Raw genomic sequence first — 21,612 nt, 5'->3', positions numbered from 1 at the left:
TCGTCAGTCGCGAATCGGCGCCGGGGCAATCACATCACGTGAGCCGTTGGTGTTCATGGCGGTGACCACACCGGCCATTTCCATCGCTTCGACCATGCGCGCGGCGCGGTTGTAGCCGATCTTCAGCTTGCGCTGCACCGCAGAAATCGAGGCGCGACGGCTTTCGGTGACAAAGCGTACGGCTTCGTCGTACAGCGGGTCGTCTTCACTGCCCTCGCTGCCTTCACCACCACCGCCACCGCCTTCAAAGCCGCTGCCGGCCTCTTCCACGCCATTGAGAATGTCGTCGATGTAATCCGGCGCGCCACGCAATTTCCAAGCTTCCACCACGCGGTGAACTTCTTCGTCGGAAACGAAGGCGCCATGCACGCGAATCGGCAAACCGGTGCCGGGCGGCAGGTAAAGCATGTCACCGTGGCCGAGCAACTGTTCGGCGCCGCCTTGGTCGAGGATGGTCCGCGAATCGATCTTGCTCGATACCTGGAACGCCATACGGGTCGGGATGTTGGCCTTGATCAGGCCGGTGATCACATCCACCGATGGGCGCTGGGTGGCGAGAATCAGGTGGATACCGGCAGCACGGGCTTTTTGCGCGATACGGGCAATCAGCTCTTCAACCTTCTTGCCGACGATCATCATCATGTCGGCGAACTCGTCGACGACTACCACGATGGTTGGCAGGGTGTGCAGCAGCGGCGCTTCGTCGTGAATGTTTTCGCGCTTGTACAGCGGATCGGCAATCGGCTCGCCCGCTTCTTCAGCGTCTTTGACCTTGCGGTTGAAGCCGGCCAGGTTACGCACGCCGAGCTTGGACATCAGCTTGTAGCGGCGCTCCATCTCGGCAACGCTCCACCGCAGGGCGTTGGCCGCTTCCTTCATGTCGGTGACCACCGGGCACAACAGGTGCGGAATACCTTCGTAGATCGACAGCTCGAGCATTTTCGGGTCGATCATGATCAGTCGGGCGTCTTCCGGGCCAGACTTGAACAGAATCGACAGAATCATCGCGTTCACGCCCACCGACTTACCGGAACCGGTGGTACCGGCCACCAGCAGGTGCGGCATGCGCGCCAGGTCGGTAATCACCGGACGGCCGCCGATGTCGTGACCCAGGGCCAGGGTGACTGGCGACTTGGCGTCGTCGTACTCAGGCGACGACAACACCTCGGAAAAGCGCACGATCTGGCGGTCTTCGTTGGGAATCTCGATGCCGACGGTGGTCTTGCCGGGAATCACTTCCACCACCCGCACGCTCATTACCGCCAGCGAACGCGCCAGGTCGCGAGCCAGGCCGGAAATACGGCTGACCTTGATTCCGGCGGCCGGCTGGATTTCGAAACGGGTGATCACCGGGCCCGGGTGCACTGACTCGACGATGACTTCGACGCCAAACTCCTTGAGTTTGATCTCCAGCAGCCGCGACATGGCCTCCAGGGATTCCGGGGAGAACTTTTTCTGCTTTTTCTCGGCCGGGTCGAGGATGGAAATCGGTGGCAGCGTGCCTTCTACCGCGCTGTCGACAAACAGGGAGACCTGCTTCTCTTTCTGCACGCGCTTGCTCGGCTCGGCGGCCTTAGGCGGTGCTGGCGGGGTAATGATTGGTGCCGGGCGGCTTTCACGCTCGGTCATGTGTTTGCTCAGGGCGTCATCGCGCTCGATGATCCGTTCTTTGACCTTGGCCTGTTCGCGGCGGTCATGCACTACCGGGGCGGCAACTTCGCTGACGCGGTCGTCGACTTCACGCAGTTGCGCGACCAGCTGTTTGCGCTCGACCCGCGAGCTCCACCAGTTATTGATCAAGCTGTTGATCAGCTCGAACAGGTCGAGGGTGATCTTGCCGGTGATGTCCATCACCTTGAACCACGACAGGTCGCTGAACACGGTCAGGCCAAACAGGAACAAAGCGATAAACAGCAGCGTGCTGCCCTGCACGTTCAACGCAGCTACGGCCAACTGACCGAGGCTTTCGCCCAGCGCGCCGCCCGCAGATGCAGGCATGGTGCCGCCGGAGTGAAAATGGATATACGCCAGCGAGGCGCCGGACAGCACGAGGAACACCAGGCCGATCAGCCGCCAGGAAAACAGCCAGCCATTCCACTGCCACGGCTCATGGCGATTGCGAAACACCTGCACAGTCTTGATGACCAGCAGGCCAGGAAAAAGGTAAGCGAAATAGCCGAGGGCCATAAACAGGATGTCGGCAAACCAGGCGCCGGCGCGGCCTGCGGCGTTCTGCACTTGCACCACGTTGCTGGTGTGGGTCCAGCCCGGATCATTCTGGTCGTAGGTCAGCAATGCCATCCACAGATAGAGGCACAGCGCACCGAGGGCGATCAGTGCACCTTCCTTGAGCCGGTAGTGCAATTGCTGACGCCAGACTGGTGCTTGAGCGGTGGTGGTGGAATTCTTCAAAACGCGTCTTTTCCTGCGCTTGTGGCGCGTCCAACTAAACGATTGGCGGCGAAAACTCGGCCATTGTACGGATTTACCCGCTTGTTGCCACGCGCCCAGGCTTGCCTGTGGTGCGTTTTGCCGGGCTCTGCTGCTTCGGTGTAGCATAGCCGCCAGCATCTTTCGTGCGGCCCAATTGGAGCACGCATTCTCTTTTGTGACAAAGGCTTATGGGGTCTTTTTATGAGCGAAGTCAAGCATTCACGCCTGATCATCCTGGGCTCCGGCCCTGCCGGCTACAGCGCTGCTGTGTACGCCGCACGGGCCAACCTCAAACCTTTGGTCATTACCGGCATTCAACCGGGCGGCCAACTGACCACCACCGTTGAAGTCGACAACTGGCCCGGTGACGTCGAAGGCCTGACCGGCCCGGCGTTGATGGAGCGCATGCAGAAACACGCCGAGCGCTTCGACACCGAGATTGTCTACGACCACATCCACACCGCCGAGTTGCAGAGCAAGCCGTTCACCCTAAAAGGCGACAGCGGCACCTACACCTGCGACGCGTTGATCATCGCCACCGGCGCCTCCGCGCAATACCTCGGCCTGCCCTCCGAAGAAGCCTTCGCTGGCCAGGGCGTTTCCGCCTGCGCCACCTGCGACGGCTTCTTCTACCGCAACCAGGTTGTGGCAGTGATTGGCGGCGGCAACACCGCCGTGGAAGAAGCGCTGTACCTGTCCAACATCGCCAAGGAAGTGCACCTGGTGCACCGTCGCGACAAGCTGCGCGCTGAAAAAATCCTTCAGGACAAGCTGTTCGACAAAGCCGCCAACGGCAACATGCGCCTGCACTGGAACCAGAACCTCGACGAAGTACTGGGCGACAACAAAGGCGTGACCGGCGTGCGCCTGCGCGACAGCCACACTGGCGAGACCTCGGAACTGGAACTGGCTGGCGTATTCATCGCCATCGGCCACAAGCCAAACACCGATCTGTTTACCGGCCAGTTGGAAATGCGTGACGGCTACCTGCTGATCAAAGGCGGCAGTGAAGGCAATGTCACCGCCACCAACATCGAAGGCGTGTTTGCTGCCGGCGACGTGGCTGACCACGTCTACCGCCAGGCCATTACCTCGGCCGGTGCCGGCTGCATGGCTGCGCTGGATGCTGAGAAGTACCTGGATCTGTAAGCATCGCTTCGTTAGGCGGGCCCTGGCGGCCCGCCCTCCTCTCTTCGGCCGGGCCTGACCATGCTCACTTGGCTGCAACGCACCAACCTCGACTTCCCCCCGCTAGAGAAAGCCCTGCGCGATCCCGATGGCCTGCTGGCGGCCGGCGGCGATCTTAGTGCCGAGCGCTTGGTGGCGGCTTACCGGCATGGCTGCTTTCCGTGGTTTGCCGAGGGCCAGCCGATTCTCTGGTGGTCGCCAGACCCGCGCACGGTGCTATTCCCGGACGAAATCCATGTCTCCCGCAGCCTGGCCAAGGTGATTCGCCAGGGCCGCTATCAAGTTACCTTCGACCAGGACTTCGCCGCCGTGATCGCCGCCTGCGCCGGCCCGCGCAGTTACGCCGATGGCACCTGGATCACCGACGCCATGCAGGCCGCTTATCTGAAGCTGCATCAGCAGGGCTTTGCCCACTCAGTGGAAGTACGCGAGAACGGCAAGCTGGTCGGCGGGCTGTACGGCCTGGCGATGGGGCAGCTGTTTTTCGGCGAGTCGATGTTCAGCCATGCGGACAACGCCTCCAAAGTCGGCTTCGCCACCCTGGTCGCGCACCTCAAGGCCTGGGGCTTTGTATTGATCGATTGCCAGATGCCCACCCAGCACCTGCACAGCTTCGGCGCGCGGCCGATTGCCCGGGCTGAATTCGCCGGCTTTCTTGCCCGCCACCTGGATCAACCGAGCACAGCCGACTGGGTCGCCTAGTCGAGTGCGGAACCCTGGCATACACTTAAGCCCAGGCTCTCAAGAGTGTTGACCATGACCGAGCTGGCGCGCCTTAAGTTCTATGCCACTCAACCCCATCCTTGCAGCTACCTGCCCGATGAACAGGCCACCACGCTGTTCCTCGATCCCAGCCAGCCGATGGATGTGGAGGTGTATGCCGAACTTTCGGAAATGGGCTTTCGCCGCAGCGGCGACCACCTGTACCGCCCCCATTGCCAGGGCTGCACCGCCTGCGTGCCGGCGCGTATTCCCGCAGCCCTGTTCCAGCCCAACCGCCAGCAACGGCGGATTCTGAAACGCAATGAAAGCCTGCAAGTGCGCGCCGTTCGGCCGAACTTCAACGAAGAGTATTACGCCCTCTACGCCCGCTATATCGAACAACGCCATGCCGATGGCGATATGTACCCGCCCAACCGCGATCAGTTCACCACCTTCCTGGTGCGTGATCTGCCCTTCTCGCGCTTCTATGAGTTCCGCCTCGACGGCCGCCTGGTCGCCATTGCGGTGACCGACGTACTGCCCAACGGCCTTTCGGCGGTTTACACCTTCTACGATCCGGACGAAGAACGCCGCAGCCTGGGGCGCTTCGCAATTCTCTGGCAAATCGCCGAAACCCGCCGGATAGGGCTGCATGCCGTGTATCTGGGGTATTGGATCAAGAGCTGCCGGAAGATGAATTACAAGACCCAATACCGCCCCATTGAGCTGTTCGTCAATCAACGCTGGATCACCCTCACCTGAATCCCTTGGCGGCGCGGCCTGTTTTCGGGCACAATGCAGCCCGCTTTTGCCTGGCGCCAGTTGCACCGGGCCATTCATTGGACACCGAGGGCTTTACTGCATGTCGAAAGAAGACAGCTTCGAAATGGAAGGCACTGTCGTCGACACCCTGCCTAACACCATGTTTCGCGTGGAGTTGGAAAATGGGCACGTCGTAACCGCGCACATCTCCGGAAAGATGCGCAAGAACTACATCCGCATTCTTACTGGTGACAAAGTACGTGTTGAGTTGACGCCGTACGATCTGAGCAAAGGCCGCATTACCTACCGCGCGCGCTAAGCCAGTCCGAATAAAAATGCCCAGCAATTGCTGGGCATTTTTGTTGGTGCGGGTTTAAACGCCGAAACCGGCGGTGGAAACGGCTACGCCATTTCCGCCGTGGTTTCGAAGTCGAAGGTCATCTCGCCATCCTGCACGTCGATGTGTACCACACCGCCGTGCTCGGCCAGTTCGCCAAACAGAATCTCTTCGGCCAGCGGACGCTTGATCTTGTCCTGGATCAGGCGCGCCATCGGGCGAGCACCCATTTGCGTGTCGTAACCGCCAGTGGCCAGCCAGTTGCGCGCGGCGTCGCTGACTTCCAGCGTGACGTGTTTGTCCTCGAGTTGCGCTTGTAGCTCGGTGAGGAACTTGTCGACCACGCTTTTGATCACTTCGTGGCTCAGGCGACCGAACTGGATAATGGTATCCAGGCGGTTTCTGAACTCCGGCGTGAAGCTCTTTTTGATCACTTCCATGGCGTCGGTGGAGTGGTCCTGATGGGTAAACCCGATCGAGGCCCGCGCTGCCGTTTCGGCACCGGCGTTAGTGGTCATGATCAAAATCACGTTGCGGAAGTCCGCCTTACGGCCGTTGTTGTCGGTCAGGGTGCCGTGGTCCATCACCTGCAGCAGCAGGTTGAAGACTTCCGGGTGTGCCTTCTCGATTTCATCAAGCAGCAAGACGCAATGCGGCATCTTGGTGATCGCTTCGGTGAGCAGACCGCCCTGGTCGAAGCCGACGTAGCCTGGAGGCGCACCAATCAAGCGGGAAACGGTGTGGCGCTCCATGTACTCGGACATGTCGAAACGCACCAGCTCGATACCCATGGCCTTGGCCAGTTGCCGCGCTGCCTCGGTTTTACCCACACCGGTAGGCCCGGCGAACAGGAACGAACCAACAGGTTTATCCGGCGATTTGAGCCCTGCACGCGAGAGCTTGATGGCAGTAGCCAGCGAGTCGATGGCTGCATCCTGACCAAACACAGTCAGCTTCAGGTCACGCTCAAGGTTACGCAGCAGTTCCTTGTCGGAACTGGAGACATGTTTCGGCGGAATCCGCGCAATTTTCGCGACGATATCCTCGACGTGCTCCACTTCGATTCGAGCCACGCGCTTCTCGACCGGTTGCAAGCGCTGGTAGGCCCCTGCCTCGTCGATAACGTCGATGGCCTTGTCGGGCATGTGCCGATCGTTGATATAGCGCGAGGCGAGCTCAGCGGCGGCGCGCAGCGACTCATCGCTGTACTCCAGACCGTGATGCTGCTCGAAACGCCCTTTGAGGCCACGCAGAATGCCGATGGTGTCTTCCACCGACGGCTCGGTGACGTCGACTTTCTGGAAGCGACGGGCCAGCGCACGGTCTTTTTCGAAGATGCCGCGGAATTCCTGGAAGGTGGTCGAACCAATGCAACGGATCTCGCCCGACGACAGCATTGGCTTGAGCAGATTAGAGGCATCCATCACGCCACCAGAGGCCGCACCCGCTCCGATGATGGTGTGGATCTCATCGATAAACAGAATGGCGTGCGGGCGTTTGCGCAGTTCGTTGAGCAACGCTTTCAGGCGCTTCTCGAAGTCGCCTCGGTATTTGGTACCCGCCAACAAGGCGCCGAGGTCAAGGGAGTAGACCACGCTGTCAGCCAGCAGATCCGGCACCTGGCCATCGACAATGCGCTTGGCCAGGCCTTCGGCGATCGCGGTTTTACCGACACCAGCCTCACCCACCAGCAACGGGTTATTTTTGCGCCGGCGGGCGAGAATCTGCGCCACGCGCTCGACTTCGCTTTCGCGACCCACCAACGGATCGATCCGACCCAGGCGCGCAGCCTCGTTGAGGTTGCTGGCGTAGGCGTCTAGCGGATTGCTCGACGAGGAGGCTTCACCGCCCTCTTCGTCCTGCATTTCCTGATCGCTGTCTGTGTGGTCGGCGTGGCCGGGAACTTTGGAAATGCCGTGGGCGATGAAGTTGACCACATCGATACGCGCGACACTTTGTTGCTTGAGCAGAAATACAGCCTGGCTTTCCTGCTCACTGAAAATCGCCACCAGCACGTTGGCACCGGTCACTTCGCGCTTGCCCGAACTCTGCACGTGGAATACCGCGCGCTGCAGAACCCGCTGGAAGCCCAGGGTTGGCTGGGTTTCGCGCTCTTCGTCGTGTTGCGGGATCAGGGGTGTGGTGGAGTCGATGAACTCCTGCAGATCGCTGCGCAGCTTGTCCAGATTCGCTCCGCAGGCACGCAGGACCGAGGCGGCAGCCTCGTTGTCCAGCAAGGCCAGCAAGAGGTGCTCAACCGTCATGAACTCATGACGCTTGGTGCGGGCCTCCTTGAAGGCCAGATTGAGGGTGACTTCGAGCTCTCGATTCAACATAGCTTCACCTCATAACCAAGCAGTCGCAATTAACCGTCTTTCTCTATCTCACAGAGTAGCGGGTGTTGGCTTTCTCTCGCGTATTGGTTGACCTGCATTGCCTTGGTCTCCGCAACATCGCGGGTGAACACGCCGCACACTGCCCGTCCCTCTGTATGAACGGTCAGCATGATTTTGGTTGCCACTTCTCTATTCAAACTGAAGAACACTTCAAGAATTTCGACAACGAAATCCATTGGGGTGTAGTCATCGTTGAACAAAACCACCTTGTACATCGGCGGCGCCTGTAATGCGGGCTTGGCTTCCTGCACGGCCAAGCCAGAGGCGTCATCCTCATGCGGCTCGGGATGGTCCTGATTGAATGTTAGTCGAATCTGGCTACTTACACGCATGTGGGATGAAAGGTTCGTCATTGTAGGAGTGGGACGACTGACAGTTTTTGACCGACTTCGCAGACGGTCGTGCCGTCGCCTTGACTATCAGTAAATCAGTGTTACAAACAGAGAATACCCAATCGAGGGTATCAGGGTCCGCGCGCTTACCAAAGCGGATGCTTCCAGCGCGGAGTCGTAACGGATAATACCCCAGTGGTGGGTGTATTTGCAGAGGGATATCAGCATGCTTAGCGGTAAGGTCAAGTGGTTCAACAACGCCAAGGGCTACGGATTTATCCTGGCCGACGGCCGAGATGAGGACCTGTTCGCCCACTACTCGGCTATCCAGATGGACGGTTACAAAACCCTCAAAGCAGGCCAGCCGGTCAGCTTCGATATTATTCAGGGCCCCAAGGGGCTGCACGCGGTCAATATCAGTTCGATCACACAGACAACTGATGCCCCAGCCGTGGCGGTTTCGCAACCGCAGGCAGTCACCTCTGATGCGTGAGATTTAGCCCGCAAAGCTAGATTGAATACGCATAAAAAAGGCCGGTCATTAGACCGGCCTTTTTTTATCGCTGCGCGATGATCACATGTGCTTGATCATGGCGTCGCCGAACGCGGACGACGACAGGAGGGTTGCACCTTCCATCAGACGTTCGAAGTCGTAGGTAACGGTTTTAGCCGAGATAGCACCGTTAACGCCGTCGATGATCAGATCGGCCGCTTCGGTCCAGCCCATGTGACGCAGCATCATTTCGGCGGAGAGGATCAGCGAACCTGGGTTCACCTGATCTTTACCAGCGTACTTAGGCGCGGTGCCGTGGGTGGCTTCGAACATAGCGATGTTGTCGGACAGGTTAGCGCCCGGAGCAATACCGATACCGCCTACTTCAGCCGCCAGGGCGTCGGAGAGGTAGTCACCGTTGAGGTTCAGGGTAGCGATGACATCGTACTCAGCCGGGCGCAGCAGGATCTGCTGGAGCATGGCGTCGGCGATGGCGTCTTTAACCACGACCTTCTTACCGGTGTTCGGGTTGGTGAATTGCATCCAAGGACCGCCATCCAGCAGCTCGGCACCGAATTCGTTTTTGGCGATTTCGTAGCCCCAATCTTTGAAGGCACCTTCGGTGAACTTCATGATGTTGCCTTTGTGCACGATGGTCAGCGAGTCGCGGTTGTTGTCGACCACGTACTGCAGTGCTTTACGCACCAAACGCTGAGTGCCTTGCTTGGACACCGGCTTGACGCCGATACCGCAGTCCTGGTCGAAACGGATTTTGGTAACACCCATTTCTTCTTTCAGGAACTTGATGACTTTTTCAGCTTCCGGCGAACCGGCTTTCCACTCGATACCGGCATAAATGTCTTCCGAGTTTTCACGGAAGATGGTCATGTCGACGTCTTGCGGCTTTTTCACCGGGCTAGGCACGCCGGTGAACCAACGCACTGGGCGCAGGCAAACGTACAGATCGAGCTCCTGACGCAGGGCCACGTTCAGGGAACGAATGCCGCCGCCAACTGGAGTGGTCAAAGGACCTTTGATCGATACAACGTAATCACGTACGGCTTCGAGAGTTTCTTTCGGCAGCCAGGTGTCTTGATCGTAAACCTGAGTGGCTTTCTCGCCAGCGTAAACTTCCATCCAGGAGATTTTGCGCTCGCCGCCGTAGGCTTTGTTTACGGCAGCATCAACGACTTTGATCATCACTGGGCTGATATCAACGCCAATACCATCACCTTCGATGTAAGGGATGATTGGGTTGTTCGGTACATTCAGGGACATATCGGCATTGACGGTGATTTTGTCACCGGTTGCTGGCACCTGGATCTTTTGGTATCCCATGCTGGACTCCGTTGCTTTCGTGGTCTGACATCCCGCCGCGCGGATGGCGCGGCGATATGGAACTTGAATTGGTCTCGGAAAGGCGGGCCATTCTTGTAGTATTTCTACAGAAAGTCACGCACTTTTCTCGATTTTGTAGGACTAAACACCCGCTACAGGCCGCATTATTACGGCACCTTACCTATCTCTGTAGTCAAACTACATCCGCACTACATTTAGCCGTCGGCTGTGGCGCTTTTCAGCCTAGCAGCTTGACCCGATCTTGCCTTTTTGGCGCCGGCCTGAATACCTCACCGCGCGCTGATCGCACAGGAGTTACCCATGCGCTTTACCCCACACGTCACCGTCGCCACCATCGTTGAAGATCAGGGGCGCCTTCTTCTGGTCGAGGAAACTGCCGGCGGGCGCGCTGTATTTAATCAGCCTGCCGGCCACTTGGAAGCCGACGAAAGTCTCATGCAGGCGGCTATTCGTGAAACGCTGGAAGAAACCGGCTGGGATGTGGAGCTGACCGCCGTCACCGGCATCTACCTTTATACCGCCCCCAGCAACGGTATCACTTACCAGCGCGTATGCTTTGCCGCCAAACCGCTGCAGCAACGCGACAACTATCAATTGGACGACGGCATCATCGGCCCGCAATGGCTGACCCGCGAAGAGCTGGCCGCGCAGCCTGAGCGCTGGCGCAGTGAGCTGGTGTTGCGCTGCATTGACGACTACCTGGGCGGCGAACGTTTCCCCCTGGCCCTGCTGCGAAACTAACCGCGTGACCAGCACCGATCACCGTTTAACCAGTTCGCCTGATAGAATCGCGTTTTCCCGAAAAGCCCTGCATCCAAATTCCTATGCGTGACAACTCCTCTACCCGCGTGATCGTCGGCATGTCCGGCGGTGTCGACTCCTCCGTTTCTGCCGTTCTGCTCCTCGAGCAGGGTTACCAGGTGGAAGGCTTGTTCATGAAGAACTGGGAGGAAGACGACGGTACCGAATACTGCACCGCCATGGATGACATGGCTGACGCGCAGGCGGTCTGCGACAAGATTGGTATCAAGCTGCACACCGCCAACTTCGCAGCCGAATACTGGGACAACGTGTTCGAACACTTCCTGGCCGAATACAAGGCCGGGCGCACGCCCAACCCGGACATCCTCTGCAACCGCGAAATCAAGTTCAAAGCCTTCCTGGATTACGCCTTGATGCTTGGCGCCGACCTGATCGCCACGGGCCACTATGTGCGCCGCCGCGATATCGATGGCCGCACCGAGCTGCTCAAGGGCCTGGACCCGAACAAGGACCAGAGCTATTTCCTGCATGCCGTTGGCGGCGAACAGCTGGCGAAAACCCTGTTCCCGGTCGGCGAGCTGGAGAAACCGGAAGTACGCGCCATTGCCGAGAAACACGAGCTGGCCACGGCAAAGAAAAAGGATTCCACCGGCATCTGCTTTATTGGTGAGCGCCGTTTCAGCGACTTCCTCAAGCAGTACCTGCCGGCCCAGCCGGGCAACATCGAAACCACCGAAGGTGAAGTGATCGGCCGCCACCACGGCCTGATGTACCACACCATCGGCCAGCGCCAGGGCCTGGGCATCGGCGGTTTGAAAGATGCCGGTGAAGAGCCGTGGTACGTACTGATCAAAGACCTCGAGCGCAACGTATTGGTCGTCGGCCAGGGCAACGAACACCCATGGCTGTTCTCCAGCGCCCTGCTCTGCTCGGAAATTTACTGGGTCAACCCGATCGACCTGAGCAGCCCGCGCCAACTCACCGCCAAGGTGCGTTACCGCCAGGGCGACCAGGCCTGCACTCTGGAAAAAACCGCCAGCGGCTACCGCGCCATTTTCGCCATGCCGCAGCGCGCCGTGACTCCCGGCCAATCAGTGGTGTTCTACGACGGCGAAATCTGCCTCGGCGGCGGCGTAATAGAAGTAGCGGAACCTTGGAGCAGTAAGGAAAAGCGCGCATGACGCCGACTCAGGAACAACTGATCGCCCTGGGCGGGGTGTTTGAAGCCGCCTTTCTGGTCGATCAGGTCGCGCGCACCGGACAGATCAGCGAAAGCGCCTTGAGCTGCATGCTCGGCAGCCTGATGGTGCGCGACCCGAAAAGCACCCTGGACGTCTACGGCGGCGACGACATCAACCTGCACAACGGCTACCGCGCCCTGCTCAGCGCCCTGGAACGCGACCCCACCACCCTTCAACGCGAGCCGCTGCGTTATGCCCTCGCCCTGCTGGGTCTGGAGCGCAAGCTGGCCAAGCGCGACGACATGCTGCAGACCATCGGCAAACGCCTCGACCAGATCCAGCAGCAGGTGCAGCACTTCGGCCTGGTGCACGAGAACGTGATCGCCGCCAGCGGTGGCCTGTACCAGGACACCCTGAGCACCTTCCGCCAGCGCATCCAGGTGCATGGCGATATGCGCAACCTGCAGCAACCAAGCAACGCGGCGAAAATTCGCGCCCTGCTGCTCGCTGGCATTCGCTCGGCACGCCTGTGGCGGCAGCTCGGTGGCCACCGCTGGCAACTGGTGCTGAACCGTCGCAAGTTGCTAAAAGACCTGTACCCGCTGGTACGCAACTGACCGCAACACCCACTTCCCCGTAGGAGCGGCTTCAGCCGCGATGCTCTTGATCTTCAAGGACATCGCGGCTGAAGCCGCTCCTACAAGGGAATGCGTGAATAAACCATCGCGCACTACCGCAGGGAAAAACCCGACAGAGCAGTTCGCTCAGCGCGGGCCAGGCGAGTCTTTTCTATGTATAATTCGCGCCCCTTTTCGTCGCCCGACTGTCCGAGAACGCCCCATGCAGCTCTCCTCGCTCACCGCGGTATCCCCCGTTGATGGCCGTTACGCCAGCAAAACCAGCGCTCTGCGCCCAATCTTCAGCGAATACGGCCTGGTCCGTTTCCGCGTCATGGTCGAGGTTCGCTGGCTGCAGCGCCTGGCCGCCCACACCGGCGTTCCGGAAGTGGCACCCTTCTCGGCCGAGGCCAACGCCCTGCTCAACGCCCTGGTCGACAACTTCCAGGTAGAGCACGCCGAGCGCGTCAAAGAAATCGAGCGCACCACCAACCACGACGTCAAGGCCGTGGAATACCTGCTCAAAGAACAAGTCACCAAGCTGCCGGAACTGGCCGCGGTCAGCGAGTTCATCCACTTCGCCTGCACCAGTGAGGACATCAACAATCTGTCCCACGCCCTGATGCTGCGCGAAGGCCGCGACACCGTACTGCTGCCGCTGATGCAGCAACTGGCAGACGCCATCCGTGAGCTGGCTCACCGCTTCGCCGACGTGCCGATGCTGTCGCGCACCCACGGTCAGCCGGCGTCGCCGACCACCTTGGGCAAAGAACTGGCCAACGTCGTCTACCGCCTGGAGCGCCAGATCGCTCAAGTCGCCGCCGTGCCACTGCTGGGCAAAATCAACGGCGCCGTGGGCAACTACAACGCCCACCTGTCGGCCTACCCGGCTATCGACTGGGAAGCCAACGCCCGCGAGTTCATCGAGAAAGAACTGGGCCTGGGCTTCAACCCCTATACCACCCAGATCGAACCGCACGACTACATCGCCGAGCTGTTCGACGCCGTGGCGCGCTTCAACACCATCCTGATCGACTTCGATCGCGATATCTGGGGCTACATCTCCCTGGGCTATTTCAAGCAGCGCACCATTGCCGGCGAAATCGGTTCTTCGACCATGCCGCACAAGGTCAACCCGATCGACTTCGAAAACTCCGAAGGCAACCTGGGTATCGCCAACGCTCTGCTGCAACACCTGGCCAGCAAGCTGCCAATCTCGCGCTGGCAGCGTGACCTGACCGACTCCACCGTGCTGCGCAACCTCGGTGTCGGCTTCGCCCACAGCGTGATCGCCTACGAAGCCAGCCTGAAAGGCATCAGCAAGCTGGAGCTCAACGAGCAACGCATTGCTGCTGATCTCGACGCGTGCTGGGAAGTGCTGGCCGAGCCGGTACAGACCGTCATGCGCCGCTACGGCGTAGAGAATGCCTACGAGAAGCTCAAGGAGCTGACCCGCGGCAAAGGCATCAGCGGCGAAGCCCTGCAGACTTTCATCGACGGCCTGGATATTCCAGCCGAGGCCAAAGTCCAACTGCGCGCACTAACCCCTGCTGGCTACGCGGGCAACGCCGCCGCCCAGGCCAAACGCATCTGACCGTCACCGCCCCGTGCACGCCCGGCAGTGCCGGGCGTTTTTATTTATGGGCTTAGAACACTTTCAAGGGCTTAGCTATGAATCCTGATATTCCGCTTCAGATGCTTGGTGGCATTACCGCTCGCGAATTCCTGCGCGACTACTGGCAGAAGAAACCCCTGCTGGTGCGTCAAGCCATCAGCGACTTCGAAAGCCCGATCTCCGCTGACGAGCTGGCCGGCCTGGCACTGGAAGAAGAAGTTGAATCGCGCCTGGTGCTGGAACACGGTGAGCGCCCATGGGAATTGCGCCGCGGTCCTTTCGAAGAGGACGCCTTCGCCGACCTGCCTGAGCGCGATTGGACCCTGTTGGTGCAAGCCGTCGACCAGTTCGTGCCGGAAGTGGCCGAGCTGCTGCAGAACTTCCGCTTTTTGCCGAGCTGGCGCATCGACGATGTGATGATCAGCTTCGCCACCCCAGGTGGTGGCGTGGGCCCGCATTTCGACAATTACGACGTTTTCCTTCTCCAGGGCCAGGGACACCGGCGCTGGAAAATCGGCCAGATGTGCGATGCAGACAGCCCCATGCTCGAGCATGCGGACCTGCGCATTCTGGCCAACTTTGAACAGACCGACGAATGGGTGTTGGAGCCCGGCGACATGCTGTATCTGCCGCCACGTTTGGCTCACTATGGCACCGCCGAGGATGATTGCATGACTTATTCCGTGGGTTTCCGCGCCCCTAGCGCCGCAGAAGTTCTGACCCATTTCACCGACTTCCTCAGCCAGTTCCTGCCGGACGAAGAACGTTACAGCGACGCCGGCACTGCGCCTGCCAGCGACCCCCACCAGATCCAGCGCGACTCGCTGGACCGCCTCAAAGCCCTGCTCAACGAGCACATGGGTGACGAGCGCCTGCTGATGACCTGGTTCGGCCAGTTCATGACCGAACCGAAATACCCGGAACTGGTGGCTGGCACCGAGCTCAGCGAAGAAGAACTGCTCGAGCAGATCGAAAACGGCGCCATGCTGGTGCGCAACCTCAGCGCCCGCCTGGCCTGGTCCGAAGTCGGCGAAGACCTGGTGCTGTTTGCCAGCGGCCAGAGCCGCCTGCTCTCGGCCAGCCTGCGCGAATTGCTGAAGCTGATCTGCTCGGCCGACGTGCTGCATATGGAAAACCTCGGCCAATGGCTGGCCGATGACGAAGGGCGTAACCTCGTTCTCGAGCTGGTAAAACAAGGAAGTCTGGAGTTTGCAGATGAGTAGCAACGTGCAAGTACGGGTCGCCAGCTGGCAGAAAGACAATGCTGACCTGCGCCGTATCCGCGAAACCGTGTTTATCGCCGAACAGGCGGTGCCGGCCGAGCTGGAATGGGATGCCGAAGATGTCGAGGCCGTGCACTTTCTCGCCGTCGATGGCGATTACGCGATCGGTACCGCTCGCCTGCTGCCCGACGGCCATATTGGTCGGGTGTCAGTTCTCAAGGACTGGCGCGGTCTGAAAGTCGGCGAAGCGCTGATGACCGCCGTGATCAACGAAGCCGAACGCCGTGGCTTGAAAGAACAGATGCTCAGCGCCCAGGTTCACGCCACGGCGTTCTACGAGCGTCTAGGCTTTAGCGTAGTCAGCGGCGAGTTTCTCGACGCCGGCATCCCACACGTAGAGATGAAACGCACCCGTAAGTGAGGTCAGGATGATCGACAAAGACGCTCCGCCAACAGACGCCACGGACGGTGTTGCGGACGCTCTGCCAGAAGAGCTGCCCGCCATCGAGTTCGTCTCGCCGGGCAGCTTTACGGTGCACAACCCACCGCCGGTGCAGGCTCAGCCCGAGCGCCGCGAACCCGCCCCATTCAAACTTGGCGGGCAACGCGAACTGCAACACTTCACCACCCCGGAGCACGCCCAGGCCCACGCCCTGGCGCTGCTGCAACAGGCGCAACGCAGCCTGTGCATCTACACCCCCGACCTCGAACGCTGGCTGTACCACCACAGCAGCGTGCAAGAAGCCTGTACCCAATTCCTGTTGGCCAACCCGAAAAATCGCCTGCGCATTCTGCTCAATGACCCCAGCAGCGCCGTCAAGGAAGGCCATCGCCTGCTGCAACTGTCCCGGCGCCTGCCGAGCAACCTGCAGATTCGCAAGCTCAACCCCAGTTACAGCAATGACGAAGTCGCTTACCTGCTCGCCGACACCGGCGGCCTGCTGATGCGGCCCAAGCTGGAACAGATTGCCGGTTACGCGCTGTACAACGACCCAGGCCAGGTGCGGGTACTGCAAAACAAATTCGATCAGGCGTGGGACGTCAGCGTCAGCGACCTGGACTTACGGAGCCTACTGGTATGACCATCCGCGCCCTGCTTGTTGCTGTTTGCCTGAGTGTGAGCCTACCGGTGCTGGCGGCTACCGAAGTGATGCCACTGAACTATCGCACCGCCGATGACGTGTTGCCGGTGGTGCAGTCGGTGCTTGGCAACGAAGGCCGGGCCAGCAACTACGGCAATCAGTTGGTGGTCAATGCGCCGCCCGCCAAGCTGCAGGAAGTGCGCGACCTGCTCAAGCAGATCGACAAACAACCCAAGCGTCTGCTGATCAGCGTCGACACCAGCAACAGCAACAACATGAACGACCAGGGTTATTCGGTGAACGGCACAGCCTCGGCCGGCAATGTCGAGATTCAATCCGGGCGCGGCGAAGTGAATGGCCGCGACCAGGTGCGCATCATCCACCGCAGCACCCAAAGCCGTGGCGGCGGCACCCAACAGGTGCAGACCACCGAGGGCTACCCGGCGCTGATCCAGGTCGGCCAGAGCGTGCCGCTGACCAACACCAGCGTCGACAGTTACGGCCGCCCCTACAACAACACCGAATACCGCAACGTCACCCGCGGCTTTTACGTCACTGCCAGCCTCACCGGCGACCTGGTGCACGTCAGCATCAGCAACCACAACGACCGCCTCAGTCAGACCCAACAAGGCGCCATTGACATCCAGAGCACCGACACCAAAGTCACCGGCCGCCTCGGTGAATGGATCACCATTGGCGGCGTCAATGAGAACTCCCAATCTGACCAGAGCGGCTTTGTTCAGCGCCGCTCCACCTCGGGTCGCGACGACATGACCCTGCGCCTCAAGGTCGATGCCCTGGACTGACCAGACGGCAAAATCGTGACTATCCGGTCGCTCGTCGAACAATATGTAGTAGTAAGAAAAAAGCACTACAAAACGTTTGACGAAGTTCCTTCTCAGAGGCATGATGGCCCCGCTCCCGCTAATCAGAGGCCCCGAACAGAGGTCTCCGGATCGCAACCTGCTTACCGTAGATTCGATTCGTGTTTTACCGCTCAAAAGGCAGTTCGACGAGATTGCGACTGGAACGAAGTTGTCCTGAGGGACGGGGAAGCGTTTAACGTAACAGCACGATTGGCAGCCACAGCCCACCGCGACACCCATCGGTTTCCACGAACCAGCAAGTGCCAAAGCAGCTGACGCCATCAACCTGTACGCCCCCTCTGCCCCCTCCTCAGCTTCAATCCCGTCTCAGTCGATATCTCGTTGCTCTGCAGTACACCTCCGCTGCAAGACCGCTTTGCTTGTCCGGTTTTGAAAAGGGAAGTGTCGTGCTCAACCAATCATCAACTTTGAAGGATTGACCATGTCTGCTTATCAAAATGACATCAAAGCCGTAGCCGCTTTGAAAGAAACCGCCGGCAACAGCTGGAGTGCGATCAACCCTGAGTCCGTCGCTCGTATGCGCGCTCAGAACCGCTTCAAAACCGGTCTGGATATCGCCAAGTACACCGCCGCTATCATGCGCAAAGACATGGCTGACTACGACGCTAACTCGTCCGTCTACACCCAGTCCCTGGGCTGCTGGCACGGCTTCATCGGTCAGCAGAAGCTGATCTCGATCAAGAAGCACCTGAAGACTACCGACAAGCGCTACCTCTACCTGTCCGGCTGGATGGTTGCTGCTCTGCGTTCGGACTTCGGCCCGCTGCCAGACCAATCGATGCACGAGAAGACCGCCGTTTCCGGTCTGATCGAAGAGCTGTACACCTTCCTGCGCCAGGCTGACGCCCGTGAGCTGGACCTGCTGTTCACCGCTCTGGACGCTGCCCGCGCCGCTGGCGACACCGCCAAGGCTGCCGAGATCCAAGCCCAGGTCGACAACTACGAAACTCACGTAGTACCGATCATTGCCGACATCGACGCTGGTTTCGGTAACCCGGAAGCCACCTACCTGCTGGCCAAGAAAATGATCGAAGCGGGTGCTTGCTGCATCCAGATCGAAAACCAGGTTTCTGACGAGAAGCAGTGCGGCCACCAAGACGGTAAAGTGACCGTTCCGCACGAAGACTTCCTGGCCAAGATCAACGCAGTTCGCTACGCATTCCTGGAACTGGGCGTGGACGACGGCGTGATCGTTGCCCGTACCGACTCCCTGGGTGCCGGCCTGACCAAACAAATCGCTGTTACCAAGGCTGCGGGCGACCTGGGCGACCAGTACAACTCCTTCCTGGACTGCGAAGAAGTTTCCCCAAGCGAGCTGAACAACGGTGACGTAGTTCTGAACCGCGGCGGCAAACTGCTGCGTCCTAAGCGCCTGCCTTCCAACCTGTTCCAGTTCCGCGCTGGCACCGGCGAAGCTCGCTGCATCCTGGACTGCATCACCTCGCTGCAGAACGGCGCTGACCTGCTGTGGATCGAAACCGAGAAGCCACACGTTGGCCAGATCGCTGCCATGGTTAACGAGATCCGCAAGGTAATCCCGAACGCCAAGCTGGTTTACAACAACAGCCCGTCCTTCAACTGGACCCTGAACTTCCGTCAGCAAGTGTTCGATGCATTCGTCGCCGAAGGCAAAGACGTTTCCGCTTACGACCGCGCCAAGCTGATGAGCGTTGATTACGACGCCACCGAACTGGCTCAGGTTGCAGACGAGAAGATCCGCACCTTCCAACGTGATGGTTCGCAACAGGCTGGTATCTTCCACCACCTGATCACCCTGCCGACCTACCACACTGCTGCGCTGTCCACCGACAACCTGGCAAAAGGCTACTTCGCCGACCAAGGCATGCTGGCTTACGTGAAAGGCGTTCAACGCGAAGAGCTGCGTCAAGGCATCGCTTGCGTTAAGCACCAGAACATGGCCGGTTCGGACCTGGGCGACAACCATAAAGAGTACTTCGCTGGCGAAGCAGCTCTGAAGGCAAGCGGTAAAGACAACACCATGAACCAATTCCATTGATTCACGGAATTGCTCACTAAGCCTCGGCTTAGGGTGTGAGAAAAAGGCGAACTTCGGTTCGCCTTTTTTATTGCCCGCTTGAAAGCATCGCGGCTGAAGCCGCTCCTACAAATTGTGCGGTGCGTAGGAGCGGCTTCAGCCGCGATGCTTTGAATATCACACCGTAGGTTGGGTTGGCCCCAGGCAAAACCCAACATAGGCTCCGCCATCACTAGGAGCCCCACCATGCCCAGCAACCGCCTCAGCCGCGCCGTCACCCTTATCAACAAACTGCCTCACGCCCTGCACACGCCCGCCCTCTCCCTGCTGTTCGGCTCCCAAGTGAAATTCGCTGGCACCGCCAAGGTTCGCGTCCACCAACTCACGCCCAACCGCGCCGACCTTAGCCTTGCCAACCGACGCAGCGTGCAGAACCACATCAACGGCGTGCACGCTGCCGCCATGGCGCTGCTGGCCGAGTCCGCCACCGGCTTTCTGGTCGGCATGAACGTGCCGGACGACAAATTGCCACTGATCAAAAGCCTGAAAGTCGATTACCTGAAGCGCGCCACTGGCGCATTGCACGCGGCGGCAATTCTGACGCCCGAGCAGATCGAGGCCATTCGCACGCAGGAAAAAGGTGAAGTTCTGGTGGCCGTCAGCATCACCGATGAAGCCGGGATCGAGCCGATTCGCTGCGAGATGCTCTGGGCCTGGGTCAGTAAAAAGCGCTAATTAGAGCACCTGAAAATGCGACGCCAAGAGCCGCACTTACTTCCCCGGCGCGCTACGCTCGCATCTATACAAACAGCAACTATCCTGTTGGAGCGGCTGACGAGGAGAGTTTGCCGCCTAAATAACAATGAATATCATCTAGAGCACAGTTTGCAGTCATTAACAACAAAAACTGGGATATTCGACTAAGGACTTAGAAACCGCCATAACCCCGTCGCACGGGGCTTTGCGCGATTTGCAGCGCTAACATGTTGGCCCGTAAGTTAATTTTTTATAAGGAAAAATTTACTTACCAAGCCAGACACGCATAAAATTACGAAAATTAGATTGCTGGCTAAGCATTGAGAACCAGCAACTTCCACTTTCCATGATTTCGCCGATGCTTGTCTAAGGAGTACCGGCATGCCTGTTGAAGCCGTAGCGACCATGTCCCACAACTGGGGCTTTGCCATTTTCCTGTTGGGCGTTGTTGGCCTTTGCGCCTTCATGCTCGGTGTCTCCAGCCTGCTCGGTAGCAAGGCCTGGGGTCGCAGCAAAAACGAACCCTTCGAATCCGGCATGCTGCCGACTGGCAACGCGCGCCTGCGCCTCTCCGCAAAATTCTATCTGGTCGCGATGCTCTTCGTGATCTTCGACGTTGAAGCCCTCTTTCTCTTCGCCTGGTCGGTGTCGGTTCGCGAAAGCGGCTGGGCCGGCTTTATTGAAGCTACAGTTTTTATAGCAATTCTGTTGGCAGGTCTTGTCTACCTATGGCGCATCGGTGCTCTTGATTGGGCTCCCGAAGGTCGTCGCAAGCGGCAGGCGAAGCTAAAACAATGAGGCTTTGGCGATGCAATACAAACTCACCAGGATCGACCCGGATGCGCCTAATGAGCAGTATCCGATCGGCGAACGGGAGACCGTTTCAGATCCTCTAGAGGATCAAGTCCACAAAAACATCTACATGGGCAAATTGCAGGACGTACTGACCGGTGCAGTCAACTGGGGGCGTAAGAACTCCTTGTGGCCGTACAACTTCGGTTTGTCCTGCTGCTACGTGGAGATGACTACTGCCTTTACCGCTCCCCATGACATCGCCCGGTTTGGTGCCGAAGTAATTCGTGCGTCACCCCGTCAGGCCGACTTCATGGTGGTCGCAGGTACCTGTTTCGTAAAAATGGCTCCGGTCATTCAGCGCTTGTACGAGCAAATGCTCGAGCCTAAGTGGGTTATCTCCATGGGCGCCTGCGCGAATTCCGGTGGCATGTACGATATTTACTCTGTCGTTCAGGGGGTGGACAAGTTCCTGCCCGTGGACGTTTACGTGCCCGGCTGCCCTCCGCGCCCAGAAGCATTCCTGCAGGCATTGATGCTGTTGCAAGAATCGATTGGCCAGGAGCGTCGCCCCCTTTCCTGGGTCGTCGGTGATCAAGGCGTATACCGCGCCGATATGCCGTCGCAAAAGGAACAGCGCCGTGAACAGCGTATTCAGGTAACCAACCTGCGCAGCCCCGACGAAGTGTGATCTAGCTT

At 59.2% G+C, this 21,612-nt stretch carries 21 protein-coding genes; 17 read left to right on the top strand and 4 right to left on the bottom strand.

Features of this window, described 5'->3' with window-relative positions:
• Positions 1 to 3 precede the first annotated feature (3 nt).
• Positions 4 to 2,412 (bottom strand): DNA translocase FtsK, encoded by a 2,409-nt coding sequence (gene ftsK / locus C8K61_RS02220; protein ID WP_108094537.1) that lies wholly within the window; start codon positions 2,410 to 2,412, stop codon positions 4 to 6.
• A gap of 222 nt (positions 2,413 to 2,634) precedes the next feature.
• Between ftsK and trxB the strand changes: the two genes are divergently transcribed.
• The 4 genes from trxB to infA all read left to right on the top strand — a co-directional run bounded on the left by trxB (position 2,635) and on the right by infA (position 5,404).
• Positions 2,635 to 3,582, top strand: coding sequence for a thioredoxin-disulfide reductase (trxB, locus tag C8K61_RS02215; protein ID WP_108094536.1), 948 nt, complete (start codon positions 2,635 to 2,637; stop codon positions 3,580 to 3,582).
• Between the two features lie 60 nt (positions 3,583 to 3,642).
• A complete protein-coding gene (gene aat, locus C8K61_RS02210; RefSeq protein WP_108094535.1) occupies positions 3,643 to 4,323 on the top strand; it encodes a leucyl/phenylalanyl-tRNA--protein transferase in 681 nt (226 codons plus the stop codon).
• Between the two features lie 54 nt (positions 4,324 to 4,377).
• Positions 4,378 to 5,085: an arginyltransferase gene (locus tag C8K61_RS02205; RefSeq protein WP_108094534.1), complete on the top strand. Its 708-nt coding sequence runs from the start codon at positions 4,378 to 4,380 to the stop codon at positions 5,083 to 5,085.
• 100 nt (positions 5,086 to 5,185) lie between these two features.
• The gene (infA, locus tag C8K61_RS02200; protein ID WP_002553999.1) at positions 5,186 to 5,404 is read left to right on the top strand and encodes a translation initiation factor IF-1; all 219 of its coding nucleotides are present in this window, start codon (positions 5,186 to 5,188) and stop codon (positions 5,402 to 5,404) included.
• Between the two features lie 83 nt (positions 5,405 to 5,487).
• Here infA and clpA read toward each other — a convergent pair whose 3' ends face one another.
• Entirely contained in the window at positions 5,488 to 7,758 is a 2,271-nt protein-coding gene (gene clpA, locus C8K61_RS02195; protein ID WP_108094533.1) for an ATP-dependent Clp protease ATP-binding subunit ClpA, read from the bottom strand.
• A gap of 29 nt (positions 7,759 to 7,787) precedes the next feature.
• Positions 7,788 to 8,150, bottom strand: coding sequence for an ATP-dependent Clp protease adapter ClpS (clpS, locus tag C8K61_RS02190; protein ID WP_108094532.1), 363 nt, complete (start codon positions 8,148 to 8,150; stop codon positions 7,788 to 7,790).
• A gap of 226 nt (positions 8,151 to 8,376) precedes the next feature.
• Between clpS and cspD the strand changes: the two genes are divergently transcribed.
• Positions 8,377 to 8,643 carry a cold shock domain-containing protein CspD gene (gene cspD / locus C8K61_RS02185; RefSeq protein WP_108094531.1) on the top strand — a complete coding sequence of 89 codons (267 nt, stop codon included), beginning with the start codon at positions 8,377 to 8,379 and terminating at the stop codon, positions 8,641 to 8,643.
• Positions 8,644 to 8,724: 81 nt separating this feature from the next.
• On the opposite strand, the gene icd is transcribed toward cspD, so the two are convergent.
• Positions 8,725 to 9,981, bottom strand: a complete 1,257-nt coding sequence (gene icd, locus C8K61_RS02180) for an NADP-dependent isocitrate dehydrogenase (RefSeq protein ID WP_108094530.1) — start codon at positions 9,979 to 9,981, stop codon at positions 8,725 to 8,727.
• A gap of 321 nt (positions 9,982 to 10,302) precedes the next feature.
• Here icd and C8K61_RS02175 point away from each other — a divergent pair, with 321 nt between their 5' ends.
• From C8K61_RS02175 to C8K61_RS02120, 12 genes are all read left to right on the top strand, one after another.
• Positions 10,303 to 10,743: an NUDIX hydrolase gene (locus C8K61_RS02175; protein WP_108094529.1), complete on the top strand. Its 441-nt coding sequence runs from the start codon at positions 10,303 to 10,305 to the stop codon at positions 10,741 to 10,743.
• 83 nt (positions 10,744 to 10,826) lie between these two features.
• Positions 10,827 to 11,945: a tRNA 2-thiouridine(34) synthase MnmA gene (mnmA, locus tag C8K61_RS02170; RefSeq protein ID WP_108094528.1), complete on the top strand. Its 1,119-nt coding sequence runs from the start codon at positions 10,827 to 10,829 to the stop codon at positions 11,943 to 11,945.
• Positions 11,942 to 12,562 (top strand): high frequency lysogenization protein HflD, encoded by a 621-nt coding sequence (gene hflD / locus C8K61_RS02165; protein WP_108094527.1) that lies wholly within the window; start codon positions 11,942 to 11,944, stop codon positions 12,560 to 12,562. The genes mnmA and hflD overlap by 4 nt, the downstream gene beginning before the upstream one ends.
• A gap of 223 nt (positions 12,563 to 12,785) precedes the next feature.
• Complete coding sequence (gene purB, locus C8K61_RS02160; protein WP_108094526.1) at positions 12,786 to 14,156, top strand: adenylosuccinate lyase; 1,371 nt, start codon at positions 12,786 to 12,788, stop codon at positions 14,154 to 14,156.
• A 77-nt stretch (positions 14,157 to 14,233) separates the two neighbouring features.
• Entirely contained in the window at positions 14,234 to 15,400 is a 1,167-nt protein-coding gene (locus C8K61_RS02155; RefSeq protein ID WP_108094525.1) for a cupin domain-containing protein, read from the top strand.
• On the top strand, positions 15,393 to 15,821 hold the full coding sequence (locus C8K61_RS02150; RefSeq protein WP_108094524.1) for a GNAT family N-acetyltransferase: 429 nt from the start codon (positions 15,393 to 15,395) through the stop codon (positions 15,819 to 15,821). The genes C8K61_RS02155 and C8K61_RS02150 overlap by 8 nt, the downstream gene beginning before the upstream one ends.
• Before the next feature lie 7 nt (positions 15,822 to 15,828).
• Positions 15,829 to 16,482: a histone acetyltransferase HPA2 gene (locus C8K61_RS02145; RefSeq protein ID WP_108094523.1), complete on the top strand. Its 654-nt coding sequence runs from the start codon at positions 15,829 to 15,831 to the stop codon at positions 16,480 to 16,482.
• Positions 16,479 to 17,288: a secretin N-terminal domain-containing protein gene (locus C8K61_RS02140; protein WP_108094522.1), complete on the top strand. Its 810-nt coding sequence runs from the start codon at positions 16,479 to 16,481 to the stop codon at positions 17,286 to 17,288. Before C8K61_RS02145 ends, C8K61_RS02140 begins: the two co-directional genes overlap by 4 nt.
• 502 nt (positions 17,289 to 17,790) lie before the next feature.
• The gene (locus C8K61_RS02135) at positions 17,791 to 19,386 is read left to right on the top strand and encodes an isocitrate lyase (RefSeq protein ID WP_108094521.1); all 1,596 of its coding nucleotides are present in this window, start codon (positions 17,791 to 17,793) and stop codon (positions 19,384 to 19,386) included.
• A 225-nt stretch (positions 19,387 to 19,611) separates the two neighbouring features.
• Entirely contained in the window at positions 19,612 to 20,100 is a 489-nt protein-coding gene (locus C8K61_RS02130) for a DUF4442 domain-containing protein (RefSeq protein ID WP_108094520.1), read from the top strand.
• Positions 20,101 to 20,502: 402 nt separating this feature from the next.
• The gene (locus C8K61_RS02125; RefSeq protein ID WP_108094519.1) at positions 20,503 to 20,919 is read left to right on the top strand and encodes an NADH-quinone oxidoreductase subunit A; all 417 of its coding nucleotides are present in this window, start codon (positions 20,503 to 20,505) and stop codon (positions 20,917 to 20,919) included.
• Between the two features lie 10 nt (positions 20,920 to 20,929).
• Positions 20,930 to 21,604 carry an NADH-quinone oxidoreductase subunit B family protein gene (locus tag C8K61_RS02120; protein WP_108094518.1) on the top strand — a complete coding sequence of 225 codons (675 nt, stop codon included), beginning with the start codon at positions 20,930 to 20,932 and terminating at the stop codon, positions 21,602 to 21,604.
• Positions 21,605 to 21,612: the final 8 nt, after the last annotated feature.

Origin of the sequence: Pseudomonas sp. GV071 (assembly GCF_003050835.1) — a bacterium.
GTDB lineage: Bacteria > Pseudomonadota > Gammaproteobacteria > Pseudomonadales > Pseudomonadaceae > Aquipseudomonas.
This window is presented reverse-complemented; position numbering and strand designations above follow the sequence as displayed.

Excerpts from the sequence above, each read along its gene's own strand:
- trxB (WP_108094536.1), top strand. The coding sequence starts at position 2,635 with ATGAGCGAAGTCAAGCATTCACGCCTGATCATCCTGGGCTCCGGCCCT.
- aat (WP_108094535.1), top strand. The coding sequence starts at position 3,643 with ATGCTCACTTGGCTGCAACGCACCAACCTCGACTTCCCCCCGCTAGAG.
- C8K61_RS02205 (WP_108094534.1), top strand. The coding sequence starts at position 4,378 with ATGACCGAGCTGGCGCGCCTTAAGTTCTATGCCACTCAACCCCATCCT.
- infA (WP_002553999.1), top strand. The coding sequence starts at position 5,186 with ATGTCGAAAGAAGACAGCTTCGAAATGGAAGGCACTGTCGTCGACACC.
- clpA (WP_108094533.1), bottom strand. The coding sequence starts at position 7,758 with ATGTTGAATCGAGAGCTCGAAGTCACCCTCAATCTGGCCTTCAAGGAG.
- clpS (WP_108094532.1), bottom strand. The coding sequence starts at position 8,150 with ATGCGTGTAAGTAGCCAGATTCGACTAACATTCAATCAGGACCATCCC.
- cspD (WP_108094531.1), top strand. The coding sequence starts at position 8,377 with ATGCTTAGCGGTAAGGTCAAGTGGTTCAACAACGCCAAGGGCTACGGA.
- icd (WP_108094530.1), bottom strand. The coding sequence starts at position 9,981 with ATGGGATACCAAAAGATCCAGGTGCCAGCAACCGGTGACAAAATCACC.
- C8K61_RS02175 (WP_108094529.1), top strand. The coding sequence starts at position 10,303 with ATGCGCTTTACCCCACACGTCACCGTCGCCACCATCGTTGAAGATCAG.
- mnmA (WP_108094528.1), top strand. The coding sequence starts at position 10,827 with ATGCGTGACAACTCCTCTACCCGCGTGATCGTCGGCATGTCCGGCGGT.
- hflD (WP_108094527.1), top strand. The coding sequence starts at position 11,942 with ATGACGCCGACTCAGGAACAACTGATCGCCCTGGGCGGGGTGTTTGAA.
- purB (WP_108094526.1), top strand. The coding sequence starts at position 12,786 with ATGCAGCTCTCCTCGCTCACCGCGGTATCCCCCGTTGATGGCCGTTAC.
- C8K61_RS02155 (WP_108094525.1), top strand. The coding sequence starts at position 14,234 with ATGAATCCTGATATTCCGCTTCAGATGCTTGGTGGCATTACCGCTCGC.
- C8K61_RS02150 (WP_108094524.1), top strand. The coding sequence starts at position 15,393 with ATGAGTAGCAACGTGCAAGTACGGGTCGCCAGCTGGCAGAAAGACAAT.
- C8K61_RS02145 (WP_108094523.1), top strand. The coding sequence starts at position 15,829 with ATGATCGACAAAGACGCTCCGCCAACAGACGCCACGGACGGTGTTGCG.
- C8K61_RS02140 (WP_108094522.1), top strand. The coding sequence starts at position 16,479 with ATGACCATCCGCGCCCTGCTTGTTGCTGTTTGCCTGAGTGTGAGCCTA.
- C8K61_RS02135 (WP_108094521.1), top strand. The coding sequence starts at position 17,791 with ATGTCTGCTTATCAAAATGACATCAAAGCCGTAGCCGCTTTGAAAGAA.
- C8K61_RS02130 (WP_108094520.1), top strand. The coding sequence starts at position 19,612 with ATGCCCAGCAACCGCCTCAGCCGCGCCGTCACCCTTATCAACAAACTG.
- C8K61_RS02125 (WP_108094519.1), top strand. The coding sequence starts at position 20,503 with ATGCCTGTTGAAGCCGTAGCGACCATGTCCCACAACTGGGGCTTTGCC.
- C8K61_RS02120 (WP_108094518.1), top strand. The coding sequence starts at position 20,930 with ATGCAATACAAACTCACCAGGATCGACCCGGATGCGCCTAATGAGCAG.